Origin of the sequence: Pseudomonas sp. UBA6753 (genome assembly GCF_002453565.1) — a bacterium.
Classification (GTDB): Bacteria; Pseudomonadota; Gammaproteobacteria; order Pseudomonadales; family Pseudomonadaceae; genus Aquipseudomonas; species Aquipseudomonas putida_Z.
Window position 1 is genome coordinate 47,540 of sequence record NZ_DKHD01000002.1, and the last position, 14,134, is coordinate 61,673.

13 protein-coding genes and 2 tRNA genes are annotated in these 14,134 nt (G+C 61.3%); 1 reads left to right on the forward strand and 14 read right to left on the reverse strand.

Annotated features, from left to right (window positions below; all coding sequences use genetic code 11):
* Window positions 1–36: 36 nt before the first annotated feature.
* From rimP to rlmE, 9 genes are all read right to left on the reverse strand, one after another.
* Complete coding sequence (rimP, locus tag B2790_RS00440; protein ID WP_003249960.1) at window positions 37–495, reverse strand: ribosome maturation factor RimP; 459 nt, start codon at window positions 493–495, stop codon at window positions 37–39.
* A gap of 130 nt (window positions 496–625) precedes the next feature.
* Window positions 626–702 (reverse strand) — tRNA-Met (locus tag B2790_RS00445).
* Between the two features lie 100 nt (window positions 703–802).
* A tRNA-Leu gene (locus tag B2790_RS00450) sits at window positions 803–888 on the reverse strand.
* 21 nt (window positions 889–909) lie between these two features.
* Window positions 910–1,308 (reverse strand): preprotein translocase subunit SecG, encoded by a 399-nt coding sequence (secG, locus tag B2790_RS00455; protein WP_015271857.1) that lies wholly within the window; start codon window positions 1,306–1,308, stop codon window positions 910–912.
* 4 nt (window positions 1,309–1,312) lie between these two features.
* Window positions 1,313–2,068, reverse strand: a complete 756-nt coding sequence (tpiA, locus tag B2790_RS00460; protein WP_286918017.1) for a triose-phosphate isomerase — start codon at window positions 2,066–2,068, stop codon at window positions 1,313–1,315.
* Between the two features lie 65 nt (window positions 2,069–2,133).
* On the reverse strand, window positions 2,134–3,474 hold the full coding sequence (gene glmM, locus B2790_RS00465; RefSeq protein WP_286918018.1) for a phosphoglucosamine mutase: 1,341 nt from the start codon (window positions 3,472–3,474) through the stop codon (window positions 2,134–2,136).
* A 16-nt stretch (window positions 3,475–3,490) separates the two neighbouring features.
* Window positions 3,491–4,342 carry a dihydropteroate synthase gene (folP, locus tag B2790_RS00470; protein ID WP_286918019.1) on the reverse strand — a complete coding sequence of 284 codons (852 nt, stop codon included), beginning with the start codon at window positions 4,340–4,342 and terminating at the stop codon, window positions 3,491–3,493.
* An 8-nt stretch (window positions 4,343–4,350) separates the two neighbouring features.
* Complete coding sequence (ftsH, locus tag B2790_RS00475) at window positions 4,351–6,255, reverse strand: ATP-dependent zinc metalloprotease FtsH (protein WP_025340704.1); 1,905 nt, start codon at window positions 6,253–6,255, stop codon at window positions 4,351–4,353.
* Between the two features lie 203 nt (window positions 6,256–6,458).
* Window positions 6,459–7,085, reverse strand: coding sequence for a 23S rRNA (uridine(2552)-2'-O)-methyltransferase RlmE (gene rlmE / locus B2790_RS00480; RefSeq protein ID WP_025340705.1), 627 nt, complete (start codon window positions 7,083–7,085; stop codon window positions 6,459–6,461).
* A gap of 102 nt (window positions 7,086–7,187) precedes the next feature.
* Here rlmE and yhbY point away from each other — a divergent pair, with 102 nt between their 5' ends.
* A complete protein-coding gene (yhbY, locus tag B2790_RS00485) occupies window positions 7,188–7,496 on the forward strand; it encodes a ribosome assembly RNA-binding protein YhbY (protein ID WP_286918020.1) in 309 nt (102 codons plus the stop codon).
* A 141-nt stretch (window positions 7,497–7,637) separates the two neighbouring features.
* Here yhbY and B2790_RS00490 read toward each other — a convergent pair whose 3' ends face one another.
* From B2790_RS00490 to dapB, 5 genes are all read right to left on the reverse strand, one after another.
* A complete protein-coding gene (locus B2790_RS00490) occupies window positions 7,638–8,078 on the reverse strand; it encodes a hypothetical protein (RefSeq protein WP_049798463.1) in 441 nt (146 codons plus the stop codon).
* Window positions 8,056–8,538 carry a transcription elongation factor GreA gene (greA, locus tag B2790_RS00495; RefSeq protein ID WP_013974292.1) on the reverse strand — a complete coding sequence of 161 codons (483 nt, stop codon included), beginning with the start codon at window positions 8,536–8,538 and terminating at the stop codon, window positions 8,056–8,058. The genes B2790_RS00490 and greA overlap by 23 nt, the downstream gene beginning before the upstream one ends.
* Window positions 8,535–11,756 carry a carbamoyl-phosphate synthase large subunit gene (gene carB, locus B2790_RS00500; protein ID WP_286918021.1) on the reverse strand — a complete coding sequence of 1,074 codons (3,222 nt, stop codon included), beginning with the start codon at window positions 11,754–11,756 and terminating at the stop codon, window positions 8,535–8,537. The genes greA and carB overlap by 4 nt, the downstream gene beginning before the upstream one ends.
* A 105-nt stretch (window positions 11,757–11,861) precedes the next feature.
* Entirely contained in the window at window positions 11,862–12,998 is a 1,137-nt protein-coding gene (carA, locus tag B2790_RS00505; protein WP_286918022.1) for a glutamine-hydrolyzing carbamoyl-phosphate synthase small subunit, read from the reverse strand.
* Window positions 12,999–13,324: 326 nt separating this feature from the next.
* Window positions 13,325–14,131: a 4-hydroxy-tetrahydrodipicolinate reductase gene (gene dapB / locus B2790_RS00510; RefSeq protein ID WP_013974295.1), complete on the reverse strand. Its 807-nt coding sequence runs from the start codon at window positions 14,129–14,131 to the stop codon at window positions 13,325–13,327.
* Between the last annotated feature and the right edge of the window lie 3 nt (window positions 14,132–14,134).

Sequence of the window (14,134 nt, forward strand, 5' to 3'; positions counted from 1 at the left end):
CATTGGGCCCGGATAGTCCGCCGGGCCCGGCACGTCTCAGTCAAAACTGGGAATAATATTGGCCTTGTCGATCGAGTCGATCGGCAACAGGAACTCTTGATTGTCCACCTGGACCACCACATCCTGCTCCTCCACACCGCGGAGAAGGCCCTGGAAGTTACGACGACCCTCGAAGGGTGAGCGCAGCTTGATCTTCACTTGTTCGCCGGCATGCGAGGCAAACTGTTCCAGAGTGAACAGTGGGCGATCCATGCCTGGAGAAGACACCTCGAGGGTGTATTCACTGCTGATCGGATCTTCCACATCGAGAATTGCGCTGGCCTGACGGCTGACCGCTTCGCAGTCGTCCACCAGGATGCCGCCTTCCTTGTCGATGTAGATGCGCAGTACCGAATGCTTACCCTGGGAAACGTATTCGATCCCCCAGCATTGATAGCCCAGACCCTCGACAACCGGGGCCAACAAGGCCTGCAACTGTTCTAGCTTGCTCGACACCTGAACCCCCTCGTGCATGCTGTGCAAATAAAAAATGGGCGAAGCGCCCATCCCTGAAAGCGCCGTTGGACAACGACGCCGAAAACTGTTCGGTTAGCAAAAAGCCCCTGAAAAGGGGCTCCGCTGAAGCTGGTTGCGGGGGCTGGATTTGAACCAACGACCTTCGGGTTATGAGCCCGACGAGCTACCAAGCTGCTCCACCCCGCGACAAAGCTGGGGCAAAAGTATAAGACCGAACCCTCCTGAGGGTCAAATCCGAACCTTCACCTGCAAGAAAGCCCGCTAAAGCGGGCTCTCAAGCTTTAATTGGTACCGAGAAGGGGACTCGAACCCCTACACCCTATGGGCACAACCACCTCAAGGTTGCGTGTCTACCAATTCCACCACCTCGGCAATACTACTACTTGAAACCCATTACTTCTGCTCTTGTGCCGGAGGAGGTACATCACCCGTATTAGGAGTGGTTTCGCTCTTCTGCTGCTGGAGCACCGGTACATCATCATTAACTGCCGGTTTCTGCGGCTCTTTCACTTCTAGCACTGCTGGATCTGGAAGACCTGCTTGGCTAAGCTGGTGAGCTTGTTGCTTCGCGAAGTATCCTAACCCAAGTGCTGTCAAAAAGAAAGTGGCAGCGAGTATAGCAGTTAATTTACTCAGGAACGTTGCAGAGCCCTGGCTCCCGAACACGGTATTTGAAGCACCCGCGCCGAAAGATGCACCTGCTTCCGCACCTTTACCCTGTTGCAACAGAACCAGCACTACAAGCGACAGCGCTGCCAACAGATGAAAAACAACGATGACTGTTTCCAGCATTTGTTCAGTTTCCTGCGGCGCGACAAATTGCACCGAATTCGTCTGCGTTCAGGGAAGCCCCACCAATGAGCCCCCCATCGATATCCGGCATGCCGAACAGTTCGGCCGCATTGGCCGCCTTCACGCTGCCGCCGTAGAGCAACTGCACCTTCGCAGCTACTTCAGCATCTTCTGCCGCCAGCTGGCCGCGGATGGCTGCATGCACATCCTGGGCCTGCTGTGGCGTAGCCGTAAGGCCAGTGCCAATGGCCCATACAGGCTCATAGGCAATTACTGCATTGGCAAAAGCCTTAACACCGAATGCCTCGATGATACTGCTTAGTTGACGCCCGACAACTTCGAGCGTTTTGCCGGCCTCGCGCTCTTCAAGGGTTTCCCCGATGCAAAGCACTGGCTTCAAACCTTTGGCCTGGGCCGCTGCAAACTTGAGATTGAGCACTTCGTCGGTTTCACCAATGATCTGGCGACGCTCCGAATGACCAATCAACACCAACTTGCAGCCTGCTTCAACCAGCTGTTCCGGAGCAACTTCTCCGGTCAGCGCACCCTGTTCGGGTTGTACTGCAGAATTCTGTGCGCCGACAGTAATTTCCTTGCCTGCCAGGCCATCGATCACTTGATTGATGAACAAGGCCGGTGGAAACACCGCGACTTCCACTCCGCTCGGCAAGGCCAGATTTCTCAAGCCTTCGGTCAGCTCAGCGACGCTAGCGCGGGTACCGTGCATCTTCCAGTTACCAGCTACCATAGGGCGACGCATGCTTTACCTCGTCGGTCAAAGTGGGCGCAGATAGTACCCAACCCTATCTGCGCTGGCAAGCGCCTTCAGACACAAACTTCGCCGACCAGTTTGGCCAACGCTTCTGCGTGCGCACGCACCTGGCTTTCGTCCTCGCCCTCGACCATCACCCGCACCAACGGCTCGGTACCGGATTTGCGCAGCAGCACGCGGCCGCGGCCGGCCAAGGCCTCGGTCACCTTGGCACTGGCTTCCTTGACGGCCGGGTGCTCCAGCGGGTCGACCTTGCTGGCGCCATAGCGCACGTTGATCAGCACCTGCGGGCACTTGCGCAGGGCCTGACGAGCCTGGGCCAGGGTTTCGCCACGGCGCTTGAGCGCCATCAGCACCTGCAGCGCAGCGATGATCGCGTCACCAGTGGTGGTGTGATTGCAGCACACGACGTGACCGGAGTTTTCACCACCGATCAGCCACTCACGCTCCAGCAGCTCGGCCATGACGTAACGGTCACCGACCTTGGCCCGCACGAATGGGATATCCAGGTCCTTCAGCGCAAGCTCCAGGCCCAGGTTGCTCATCAGCGTGCCCACTACCCCGCCCTGCAGCCTGCCTCGGTCCTGCAGGTCGCGGGCGATGATGAACAGCAGTTCGTCACCATCGACGATGGCGCCGGTGTGGTCGACCATCAGCACGCGGTCGCCATCACCGTCGAAGGCGATGCCCAGGTCGGCATGACCGACCAGTACGGCAGCCTGCAGCGATTCGATGTGAGTCGAGCCACAGCCTTCGTTGATGTTCAGGCCGTCGGGCTGGGCATGCAGCACGGTCACGTCGGCACCCAGCTCGCGGAACACGCTTGGCGCGACCTTGTAGGTGGCGCCATGGGCGCAATCGACCACCAGCTTGAGGCCGTCGAAACTGGTGCTGCTCGGCACGCTGCTCTTGCAGAACTCGATGTAGCGGCCGGCGGCATCGTTGATGCGCGAAACCTTGCCCAGCTTGCCCGAGTCGACAACGGTCATTGGCTGGTCGAGCAATTCCTCGATCATCAGCTCGACTTCATCCGGCAGCTTGGTCCCCTGGCCCGAGAAAAACTTGATGCCGTTGTCATCGTGCGGGTTGTGCGAGGCGCTGATGACGATGCCGGCTTCGGCGTGGAAGGTACGCGTCAGGTAGGCGATGGCCGGCGTAGGCATCGGCCCGAGCAGCATCACGTCGGCACCTGCCGCAGACAGGCCGGCTTCGAGTGCGGACTCGAACATGTAGCCGGAAATACGCGTGTCCTTGCCAACCAGCACCCGGCAGTGGCCTTGCTTGCGGAAGGCCATGCCGGCCGCCCAGCCAAGCTTCAGCATGAAGTCAGGCGTGATCGGGTATTCGCCGACACGGCCACGAATGCCGTCGGTACCAAAGTATTTTCTGCTCATAGGGGCTCCAATGTTCTTATTCGGCGTTTTGCACCGCAGCGATCATGCGCACCACATCAACGGTTTCGGCCACATCATGGACACGAAGAATGCTCGCCCCCTTGGTCATGGCCAACGCCGCCAGCGCGAGGCTGCCGTACAACCGCTCGCCGACCGGACGTTCCAGCGTCAGGCCGATCATGCTCTTGCGTGAAACACCCACCAGCAGCGGGCGCCCAAGGCGATAGAGCGCTTCCATATGCTTGAACAGGCTCAGGTTGTGCGCCAGTGTCTTGGCAAAACCGAAGCCCGGATCAAGGATGATTCTGTTTCCGTCGATGCCCGCCGCAGCGCAGGCGGCCATTCGCTGCTCAAGGTAACGCGTAACGTCGGCGGTCACATCTTCGTAATGTGGGTCGTCCTGCATGTTACCCGGCTCGCCGCGCATGTGCATGAGGCATACCGGCAGGCCGGTATCCGCGGCAGCATCCAGGGCGCCATCGCGTTCCAGGGCTCGCACGTCGTTGATCAGCCCGGCACCGAGGCGCGCCGCTTCACGCATGACCGCCGGGGTGGAGGTATCGACCGAGATGACCACATCGAGGCGGCTGTTGATCGCCTCGACCATGGGGGCTACCCGCTCCAGCTCCTCGGTCACCGATACCGCGCGCGCGCCCGGCCGCGTGGACTCGCCGCCGATGTCGATCAGCGTCGCGCCTGCGGCAACCATCGCTTCGGCATGACGCAACGCCTCATCGCGCTGGTTGAAGCGCCCGCCATCGGAGAAGGAATCGGGGGTGATATTGAGAATACCCATGACATGGGTACGCGACAAATCAAGAACCCGGTTGCCGCAAGGCAACCGGGTCGGGTACTGCGCTGAGCTCATAGATGCCCTTAGTGTTGAGCCGCTGGACCGCCGATCGGCGATTCCGGGCGATCACCCTGGGCAGCAGGCTTGCCCGAAGCCGAGTCATCATCCCAGTCGCGCGGTTCGCGGGGGGTACGGCCGGCCATGATATCGTCAATCTGCTCGGCGTCGATGGTCTCGTACTTCATCAGCGCTTCGGCCATGGCATCGAGCTTGTCACGGTTGTCGGTGAGCAACTGCTTGGCCGTGGCGTAGCACTGGTCGATGATGCTGCGCACTTCCGAGTCGATCAGCTTGGCGGTTTCGCCGGAAACGCTGGCGTGCTGGCTGGCAGCACTGCGGCCCAGGAACACCTCGCCTTCTTCCTCGGCGTACATCAGCGGGCCGAGTTTTTCGGAAAGCCCCCACTTGGTCACCATGTTTCGGGCGATCTGGCTGGCACGCATGATGTCGTTGGACGCGCCGGTAGTGACACCGTCGAAGCCCAGGGTCATTTCTTCGGCAATACGGCCGCCGTACAGCGAGCAGATCTGGCTGATCAGTGCGCGCTTGGACAGGCTGTAGCGGTCTTCTTCCGGCAGGAACATGGTCACGCCCAGGGCACGACCGCGCGGAATGATCGAAACCTTGTAGACCGGATCGTGCTCAGGCACCAGGCGACCGACAATGGCGTGGCCAGCCTCGTGGTAGGCGGTGTTCTGCTTTTCTTTCTCGGACATGACCATGGTCTTGCGCTCGGCGCCCATCATGATCTTGTCCTTGGCCAGCTCGAACTCTTTCATTTCGACCAGGCGCTTGTTGGCGCGCGCGGCAAACAGCGAGGCCTCGTTGACCAGGTTGGCCAGGTCTGCACCGGAGAAGCCAGGGGTACCACGGGCAATGACCGCCGGGTTGACGTTCTCGCCGACCGGCACCTTGCGCATGTGAACCTTGAGGATCTGCTCGCGACCACGAATGTCCGGCAGGCCAACCACCACCTGGCGGTCGAAGCGGCCGGGGCGCAGCAGAGCCGGGTCGAGCACGTCCGGACGGTTGGTAGCGGCGATGACGATGATGCCATCGTTCATCTCGAAACCGTCCATCTCCACCAGCAACTGGTTGAGGGTTTGCTCACGTTCGTCGTGACCGCCACCCATGCCGGCGCCACGGTGGCGACCAACGGCGTCGATCTCGTCGATGAAGATGATGCACGGGGCGTGCTTCTTGGCCTGCTCGAACATGTCGCGCACACGGCTGGCACCGACACCGACGAACATTTCCACGAAGTCCGAACCGGAAATGGTGAAGAACGGCACCTTCGCCTCGCCGGCGATGGCCTTGGCAAGCAAGGTCTTACCGGTACCGGGCGGGCCGACCATCAGCACGCCACGCGGGATACGGCCGCCCAGGCGCTGGAACTTGCCCGGGTCGCGCAGGAACTCGACCAGCTCGCCGACCTCTTCCTTGGCTTCGTCGCAACCTGCAACGTCGGCCAGGGTGGTCTTGACCTGGTCTTCGGACAGCAGGCGCGCCTTGCTCTTACCGAAGCTCATCGGCCCGCCCTTGCCGCCCGCGCCGCCCTGCATCTGGCGCATGAAGAACATGAACACGGCGATGATCACCAGGATCGGGAAGCTCGCCACCAGCAGCTGGGTCCAGATGCTCTGCTGCTCAGGCTGCTTGCCTTCGACGATGACGTGGTTGTCGACCAGGTCGCCGATCAGGCCGTTGTCGGTAATGGCCGGGCGAACGGTCTTGAAATTGTCGCCGTCGGCGCGCTTGCCGGTAATGATGTAGCCGTCGACGGTCACACGCTCGACCTTGCCATCCTTGACCTGCTGGATGAAGTCGGAATAGTTGAGGGTCTGCGGCTCGTTAGGGCTGGAGAAGTTGTTCATCACTGTCACCAGGACAGCTGCGATGATCAACCACAGGATCAGATTCTTTGCCATGTCGTTCAATTCGCTACCCTCTGAGGTCGGCGCACGACGCAGCCGTTCCTCGCATGATATTCATCGCCCTAACTTACTACATTACCTACGCAGCCGCAGGCACCGTCTGTAACCCTTTGTGAAAGCTAGACTACACGAAGTTCGGACGATCCTGACGCAGCGGCCGATTGGAAATAACTATCGGCCACCACGCTTCACGCCTTTCATGCCCCCTTGAAACCCCTGCCCAGCAGGTACTGCTCGCGGGAACGGTCACGCGACGACGACGGCTTGCGCATCTGTACCTTGTCGAACTTGCTGCGCACGTCCTTGAGGTACACGTCAAAACCTTCGCCCTGGAAAATCTTGATCAGGAAATCGCCGCCGGGCTTTAGCACGCGGGTTGCCAGATCGAGGGCCAGCTCGCAGAGGAACATGGCACGCGGCATGTCCACCGCAGGCGTACCACTCATATTGGGGGCCATGTCGGAAATCACAAGGTCCACGTGCGAATCGCCGACGGCCTCGAGAATGCGCTGCAGCACTTCATCGTGGGTGAAATCGCCCTGGATGAAGGTCACATCGGGGATCGAGTCCATCTCCAGGATGTCGGACGCGATCAGGCGGCCCTGGCCACCAATCAGACGACTGGTCACCTGCGACCAGCCACCAGGAGCCGCGCCGAGGTCGATCACGCTCATGCCAGGGCGGATCAGCCGGTCCTTTTCCTGGATCTCCAGCAATTTGTAGCTCGCACGCGAGCGGTAGCCATCCTTTTGTGCCTGTTTCACAAAAGGATCGTTGAAATGCTCTCGCAGCCAGTTTGCGCTGCTTTTGGAACGTTGTACCACGGGGCACCTCGATGATATGCGTCGTGATTGACTGGGCGGAGCCGGTGGCCCTCGGGTAAAATGCCGGTCAATTTTACAGAATCAGACGGAAAGGGTCAGATTATGCCGCTCAATAACGAGCAGAAGAAGCAATACAAGTCCATTGGTCATGACCTGAAGCCGGTCCTGATCGTTGCTGGCAACGGTTTGAATGAAGGCGTCATCGCCGAACTGGAGCGCGCCCTGATCGACCATGAGCTGATCAAGGTCGAAATTCGCTCGGAAGACCGCGAAGAGCGGGCCGAGACCATTGCCGAACTGTGCAAGGCCGGCCGTGCCGAGCTGGTGCAGACCATTGGCAAGAAAGCCCTGATCTACCGCAAGAACCCACAGCCGAACAAGCAGCTGTCCAACATTCACCGTTACAAGTAACGGCAAAGGGGCTGCGGCGCAGCCCATCGCCGGCAAGCCAGCTCCCACAGGTACGGCGCATGGCCTGAATTCGATGCGGTCGGTGTGGGAGCCGGCTTGCCGGCGATGGGCCGCAAAGCGACCCCAGCGATCTCGAGCCGTTTAGCGGCGCACCTTGACCGGAACCGGCTGGGCCACCAGCACGATGCCGGAAAAGCCCAGCACCAGGAAACAGAGCAGCTGCCAGCGCTCGCCAACGGAAATACCGTAGCGCAAGGTGTAATACCCCACGCAGGCACCGAAGCCGAGCAACAGCATCTGGCCACGGAACTGCTGCCACCAGGCCGACAGGCCGTCCACCCTTGCCAGCACCGCCAGCTGGGTCAACAAGCCAAGCAGCGCCACACCGATCAACCAGCGGTCGATCTGCCCGGCGATATCCTGCACCAGCAGCGGCGCCAGGCCACTGACCTTGAGCGCGGGCACCAGCCCCACGTGAAACACCCACAAGCCACCGACCCAGAAAACCTGGGCCAGCTGCCAGAGGATCCCCTCGAGGGATGGCGCCCGCAGGCGCCGGTCAGATGTGCTTGACTTCGACAATCTCGTACTCGACCGTCCCGCTAGGCGTCTTGACGACGACAGTATCACCTTCTTCCTTGCCGATGATGGCACGGGCAATCGGCGCACCGCTCGAGAGCTTGCCCTGCTTCACGTCAGCTTCATCCTCGCCGACGATCTGGTAGGACACCTCTTCATCGGTTTCGGTGTTGGCCAATACCACTGTGGTACCGAAAATCACCTTGCCGGTGTGAGGGATGGTGGTCACATCGATCACCACCGAGTTCTGCAGGCGGCCTTCGATATCGCGGATACGCGCCTCGACCATGCCTTGCTCCTCACGGGCGGCATGGTATTCGGCGTTTTCCTTGAGATCGCCCAGTTCGCGCGCTTCGCCGATGGCCTGGCTCAGGCGCGGGCGCTCGGTCTTGCTCAGGAACAGGTGCTCCTCTTCCAGGGCGCGAGCGCCCTGGACGGTCATAGGGTACTTGGTAATGCTCATGCTTTCAGTCCTGCATGCAGATCCTGCAGGCGACGAACGGTCTTTTCCGGACCGAATTTCAGCGCCTCGCAGATGGCTTCACCGGCCGCAATGGTAGTGGTGCAGTAAATCTTGTGCTGCAGCGCATTGCGACGAATCGAGTAGGAATCGGCGATCGACTGGCGGCCTTCGGTGGTGTTGATGATCAGCGACACTTCGTCGTTCTTGATCATGTCGACCACGTGCGGGCGACCTTCGGTCACCTTGTTCACACGGCGCACTTTCAGGCCAGCCGCTTCGATAACCTTGGCAGTGCCGGCAGTTGCAACCACTTCGAAGCCCAGGGCGATCAGATCGCGGGCAACGCCAGCCACTTGCGGCTTGTCGTCGTCACGCACGCTGATGAAGGCGGTACCGCCAGTCGGCAGCACTTCGCTGGCACCCATCTGGGCCTTGGCGAAGGCTTCACCGAAGCTGTCACCGACACCCATGACTTCACCGGTCGATTTCATCTCAGGGCCGAGGATCGGGTCAACCCCCGGGAACTTGGCGAACGGGAAGACGGCTTCCTTGACGCTGTAGAAGTTCGGGATGATTTCCTGGGTGAAGCCCAGCTCTTTGAGGGTTTTGCCAGCCATGACGCGGGCCGCGATCATCGCCAGGGAGGTGCCGATGCACTTGGAGACGAACGGCACGGTACGCGAAGCACGCGGGTTGACCTCGATCACGTAGATCTTGTCGCCCTGCAGGGCCAGCTGCACGTTCATCAGGCCGACCACGCCCAGCTCCAGGGCCATTTTCTTGACCTGTACGCGGACTTCGTCCTGCACTTCCTTGCTCAGCGAGTAAGGTGGCAGCGAGCACGCCGAGTCACCGGAGTGAACGCCGGCCTGTTCGATGTGCTGCATGATCGCGCCGATCACCACGTCGGTGCCGTCGCACACCGCATCCACATCCATCTCGATGGCGCAGTTGAGGAAGTGGTCGAGCAGTACCGGGCTGTCGTTGGACACCTGTACGGCTTCACGCAGGTAGCGCTTGAGCTCGTCCAGTTCGTAGACGATTTCCATGGCACGGCCGCCCAGCACGTACGACGGGCGCACTACCAGCGGGTAGCCGATGCCGCCAGCGGCGCTGATGGCTTCTTCTTCGCTGCGCACGGTGGCGTTTGGCGGCTGCAGCAGGTTCAGGCGCTGAACCATCTGCTGGAAGCGCTCGCGGTCTTCGGCGCGGTCGATGGCGTCAGGGCTGGTACCGATGATCGGTACGCCGGCTTCTTCCAGGGCGCGGGCCAGTTTCAACGGGGTCTGGCCGCCGTAGTGGACGATCACGCCTTTCGGCTTCTCGACGCGGCACACTTCCAGCACGTCTTCCAGGGTCAGCGGCTCGAAGTACAGGCGGTCGGAGGTGTCGTAGTCGGTGGAGACGGTTTCCGGGTTGCAGTTGACCATGATGGTCTCGTAACCGTCTTCACGCAGCGCCAGTGCGGCGTGTACGCAGCAGTAGTCGAACTCGATACCCTGGCCGATACGGTTAGGGCCGCCACCCAGGATCATGATCTTGTCGCGGGTCGACGGGTTGGCCTCGCACTCTTCCTCGTAGGTGGAGTACAGGTAGGCGGTGTCGGTGGCGAACTCGGCAGCGCAGGTGTCGACGCGCTTGTAGACCGGGAACACTTCCAGCTTGTGGCGGTGACGGCGCAGGTTCTTGTCGGTGATACCCAGCAGCTTGGCCAGGCGCTGGTCGGAGAAGCCCTTGCGCTTGAGGCGCAGCATGTAGTCCTTGTCGATCGACGACAGGGCCAGGGTCTTGACCTTCTCCTCTTCCTTGATCAGGTCTTCCATCTGCACCAGGAACCACATGTCGATGCCGGTCAGGTCGAAGATCTGCTCGCAGGTCATGCCGGCACGCATGGCGTCAGCCACGTACCAGATACGCTCGGCGCCCGGTACGGTCAGCTCGCGCTTGAGGATGCTGCTGGCTTCAGGGTTGGCCAGGTCGACTTTCGGGTCGAGGCCGCAGGCGCCGACTTCCAGGCCGCGCAGGGCTTTCTGCAGGGACTCCTGGAAGGTACGGCCGATGGCCATGACTTCACCCACGGACTTCATCTGGGTGGTCAGGCGGGCGTCGGCTTTCGGGAATTTCTCGAAGGCGAAACGCGGCAGCTTGGTGACGACGTAGTCGATCGACGGCTCGAAGGACGCTGGGGTGCGGCCGCCGGTGATGTCGTTCTGCAGTTCGTCGAGGGTGTAGCCGACAGCCAGCTTGGCAGCGATCTTGGCGATCGGGAAGCCGGTGGCCTTGGAGGCCAGCGCCGAGGAACGCGAAACGCGCGGGTTCATCTCGATCACGACCATGCGGCCAGTGTTCGGGCAGATACCGAACTGCACGTTGGAACCGCCGGTTTCCACACCGATTTCACGCAGCACCGCCAGCGAGGCGTTGCGCATGATCTGGTATTCCTTGTCGGTCAGGGTCTGTGCCGGGGCAACGGTGATCGAGTCACCGGTGTGCACGCCCATCGGGTCGAAGTTCTCGATCGAGCAGACGATGATGCAGTTGTCCTTCTTGTCGCGGACCACCTCCATCTCGTATTCCTTCCAGCCGATCAGCGATTCGTCGATCAGCAGTTCCCTGGTCGGCGACAGGTCCAGGCCACGGGCGCAGATTTCTTCGAACTCTTCACGGTTGTAGGCGATACCACCACCGGTGCCGCCCATGGTGAACGACGGACGGATGATGCACGGGAAGCCCAGGCGCTCGAGGACGGCGTTGGCTTCTTCCATGCTGTGGGCGATACCGGAGCGCGGGCACTCCAGGCCGATGTCCTTCATCGCCTTGTCGAAGCGCGAGCGGTCTTCGGCCTTGTCGATGGTGTCGGCGTTGGCACCGATCATTTCCACGCCGAACTTTTCCAGAACGCCGTGGCGCTCCAGGTCCAGGGCGCAGTTCAGTGCAGTCTGGCCACCCATGGTCGGCAGCAGTGCGTCCGGGCGCTCTTTCTCGATGATCTTGGCCACCGACTGCCACTTGATCGGCTCGATGTAGGTGGCGTCGGCCATGGCCGGGTCGGTCATGATGGTGGCCGGGTTGGAGTTCACCAGGATGACGCGGAAACCTTCCTCGCGCAGGGCCTTACAAGCCTGGGCGCCGGAGTAGTCGAATTCGCAGGCCTGGCCGATCACGATCGGGCCAGCGCCGAGAATCAGGATGCTTTTGATGTCTGTACGTTTTGGCATGGTTGTCACTCAAATCCGGGGTCAGTCGGCAAGCCGCTTTGAACAATCTGGGTCAGGCGCTTCCGGGCGCGGCGCAAGCCGGCCCGGGGCCTTGAAGCAGGATGCTCAGCGGCGCTTGGCCATGGCATCGATGAAACGATCGAACAGTGGCGCGACGTCGGTCGGGCCTGGGCTCGCTTCAGGGTGGCCCTGGAAGCTGAACGCGCTCTTGTCGGTACGCTCGATACCCTGCAGGGTGCCGTCGAACAGCGACTTGTGGATGGCGCGGACGTTGCCCGGCAGGGTGGCCTCGTCAACGGCAAAGCCGTGGTTCTGGCTGGTGATCATGACCACGCCGGTGTCCAGGTCCTGGACCGGGTGGTTGGCACCGTGGTGGCCGTGGCCCATTTTCACGGTCTTGGCGCCAGAAGCCAGTGCCAGCAGCTGGTGGCCCAGGCAGATGCCGAATACCGGGATCTCGGTCTCGAGGATGTCCTTGATCGCCTGGATGGCGTAGTCGCACGGCTCGGGGTCGCCAGGGCCGTTGGACAGGAACACGCCGTCCGGGTTGAGTGCCAGCACTTCGCTGGCCGGGGTCTGGGCCGGCACCACGGTCACGCGGCAGCCACGGGCAACCAGCATGCGCAGGATGTTCAACTTGACGCCGTAGTCGAAGGCGACCACGTGGTATGGCAGGTCAGCGGCTTCGATAGTCGGGTGGCTGTCGGTCTTCAGTTCCCACACGCTGGAGCGCCACTCGTAGCGTTCCTTGGTGGAAACGACCTTGGCCAGGTCCATGCCCTTCAGGCCCGGGAAGGCGCGGGCAGCGGCGATGGCGGCTTCTTCGCTGATGTTGTCACCGGCGAGGATACAACCGTTCTGAGCGCCCTTTTCACGCAGGATTCGGGTCAGGCGACGGGTGTCGATGCCAGCGATGGCGACGACGTTGTTGGCCTTGAGGTACTCAGGCAGCGACTGGCTGTTACGCCAGTTGCTGGCCAGCAGCGGCAGGTCACGAATGACCAGGCCAGCGGACCAGACGCGGTTCGACTCGGCGTCTTCCGGGGTAGTACCGGTGTTGCCGATGTGCGGGTAGGTCAGGGTAACGATTTGCTGCGCGTAGGAAGGGTCTGTAAGGATTTCCTGGTAGCCGGTCATAGCGGTGTTGAATACCACCTCACCGACGGTCTGACCGTCGGCACCGATAGCTTCACCGCGGAAAATACTGCCGTCGGCAAGGGCGAGTATGGCTGGCTTTGTCAAGAAGACCTCCCGTAAATCAAGCATGAAAGGGCGATCGCAGGTTGCAAAAAAGCGGAGTGACGTATGGACACGTCACCCCGCTTTCATGTGCTGAATTCAATTCGCTGCGCGCTTTTAGTGGACACACTAAAGCTGTAGCTTACAGAAAAGTGCGTTTTCGGTCTACCGCGGATGTGCCTCTAAAACACATCAATGCGACAGGCTGACATCTGTGCCGGCTTCTTCGCGGGCTTGCCCGCTCCCACAAGGCTCCACAAACCTCCAGGCTTGCGCTATCCCTGTGGGAGCGGGCAAGCCCGCGAAGAAGCCAACACCACTCCAACTGCTTAACGCAGCTCGAGCACATCCTGCATGTCGTACAGGCCAGGCTCACGCCCGTCCAGCCACAGCGCCGCACGCACGGCGCCCTTGGCGAAGGTCATGCGGCTGGAAGCCTTGTGGGTAATCTCGACGCGCTCACCTTCAGCAGCGAACAGCACGGTATGGTCACCCACCACATCACCGGCACGCACGGTGGCGAAGCCGATGGTCTGACGCTCACGCGCACCGGTCTGCCCTTCACGGCCATACACGGCCACTTCCTGCAGGTTGCGACCCAGCGCCTGGGCAACCACTTCACCCATGCGCAGCGCGGTGCCCGACGGCGCATCGACCTTGTGCCGGTGATGCGCTTCGAGGATTTCGATATCCACATCGTCACCCAGCACGCGCGCCGCGGTATCCAGCAGCTTCAGGCACAGGTTGACGCCGACGCTGAAGTTGGCGGCGAAGACGATCGGGATTTCCTTGCCGGCTTCGGCCAACTGCTGCTTCTCTTCTGGAGTGAAGCCAGTGGTGCCGATGACCATCGCCTTGCCCGCCTTGCGGCAGAACGCCAGGTTCTTCAGGGTTACCGAAGGGTGGGTGAAGTCGATCAGCACGTCGAACTCATCGACCACCTTGCTCAGGTCGTCGGAAATCGGCACACCAATACGGCCCAGGGCCGCCAGCTCACCAGCATCAGCCCCTACCAGCGAGCTGTCCGGGCGGTCGATCGCCGCCGTCAGGCCCGCCTGGGGAGCCTGCTGCTGCACGGCTTCGACGAGGGTCTTGCCCATCCGCCCTGCCGCGCCCATCACTGCAATACGTCGCATAGC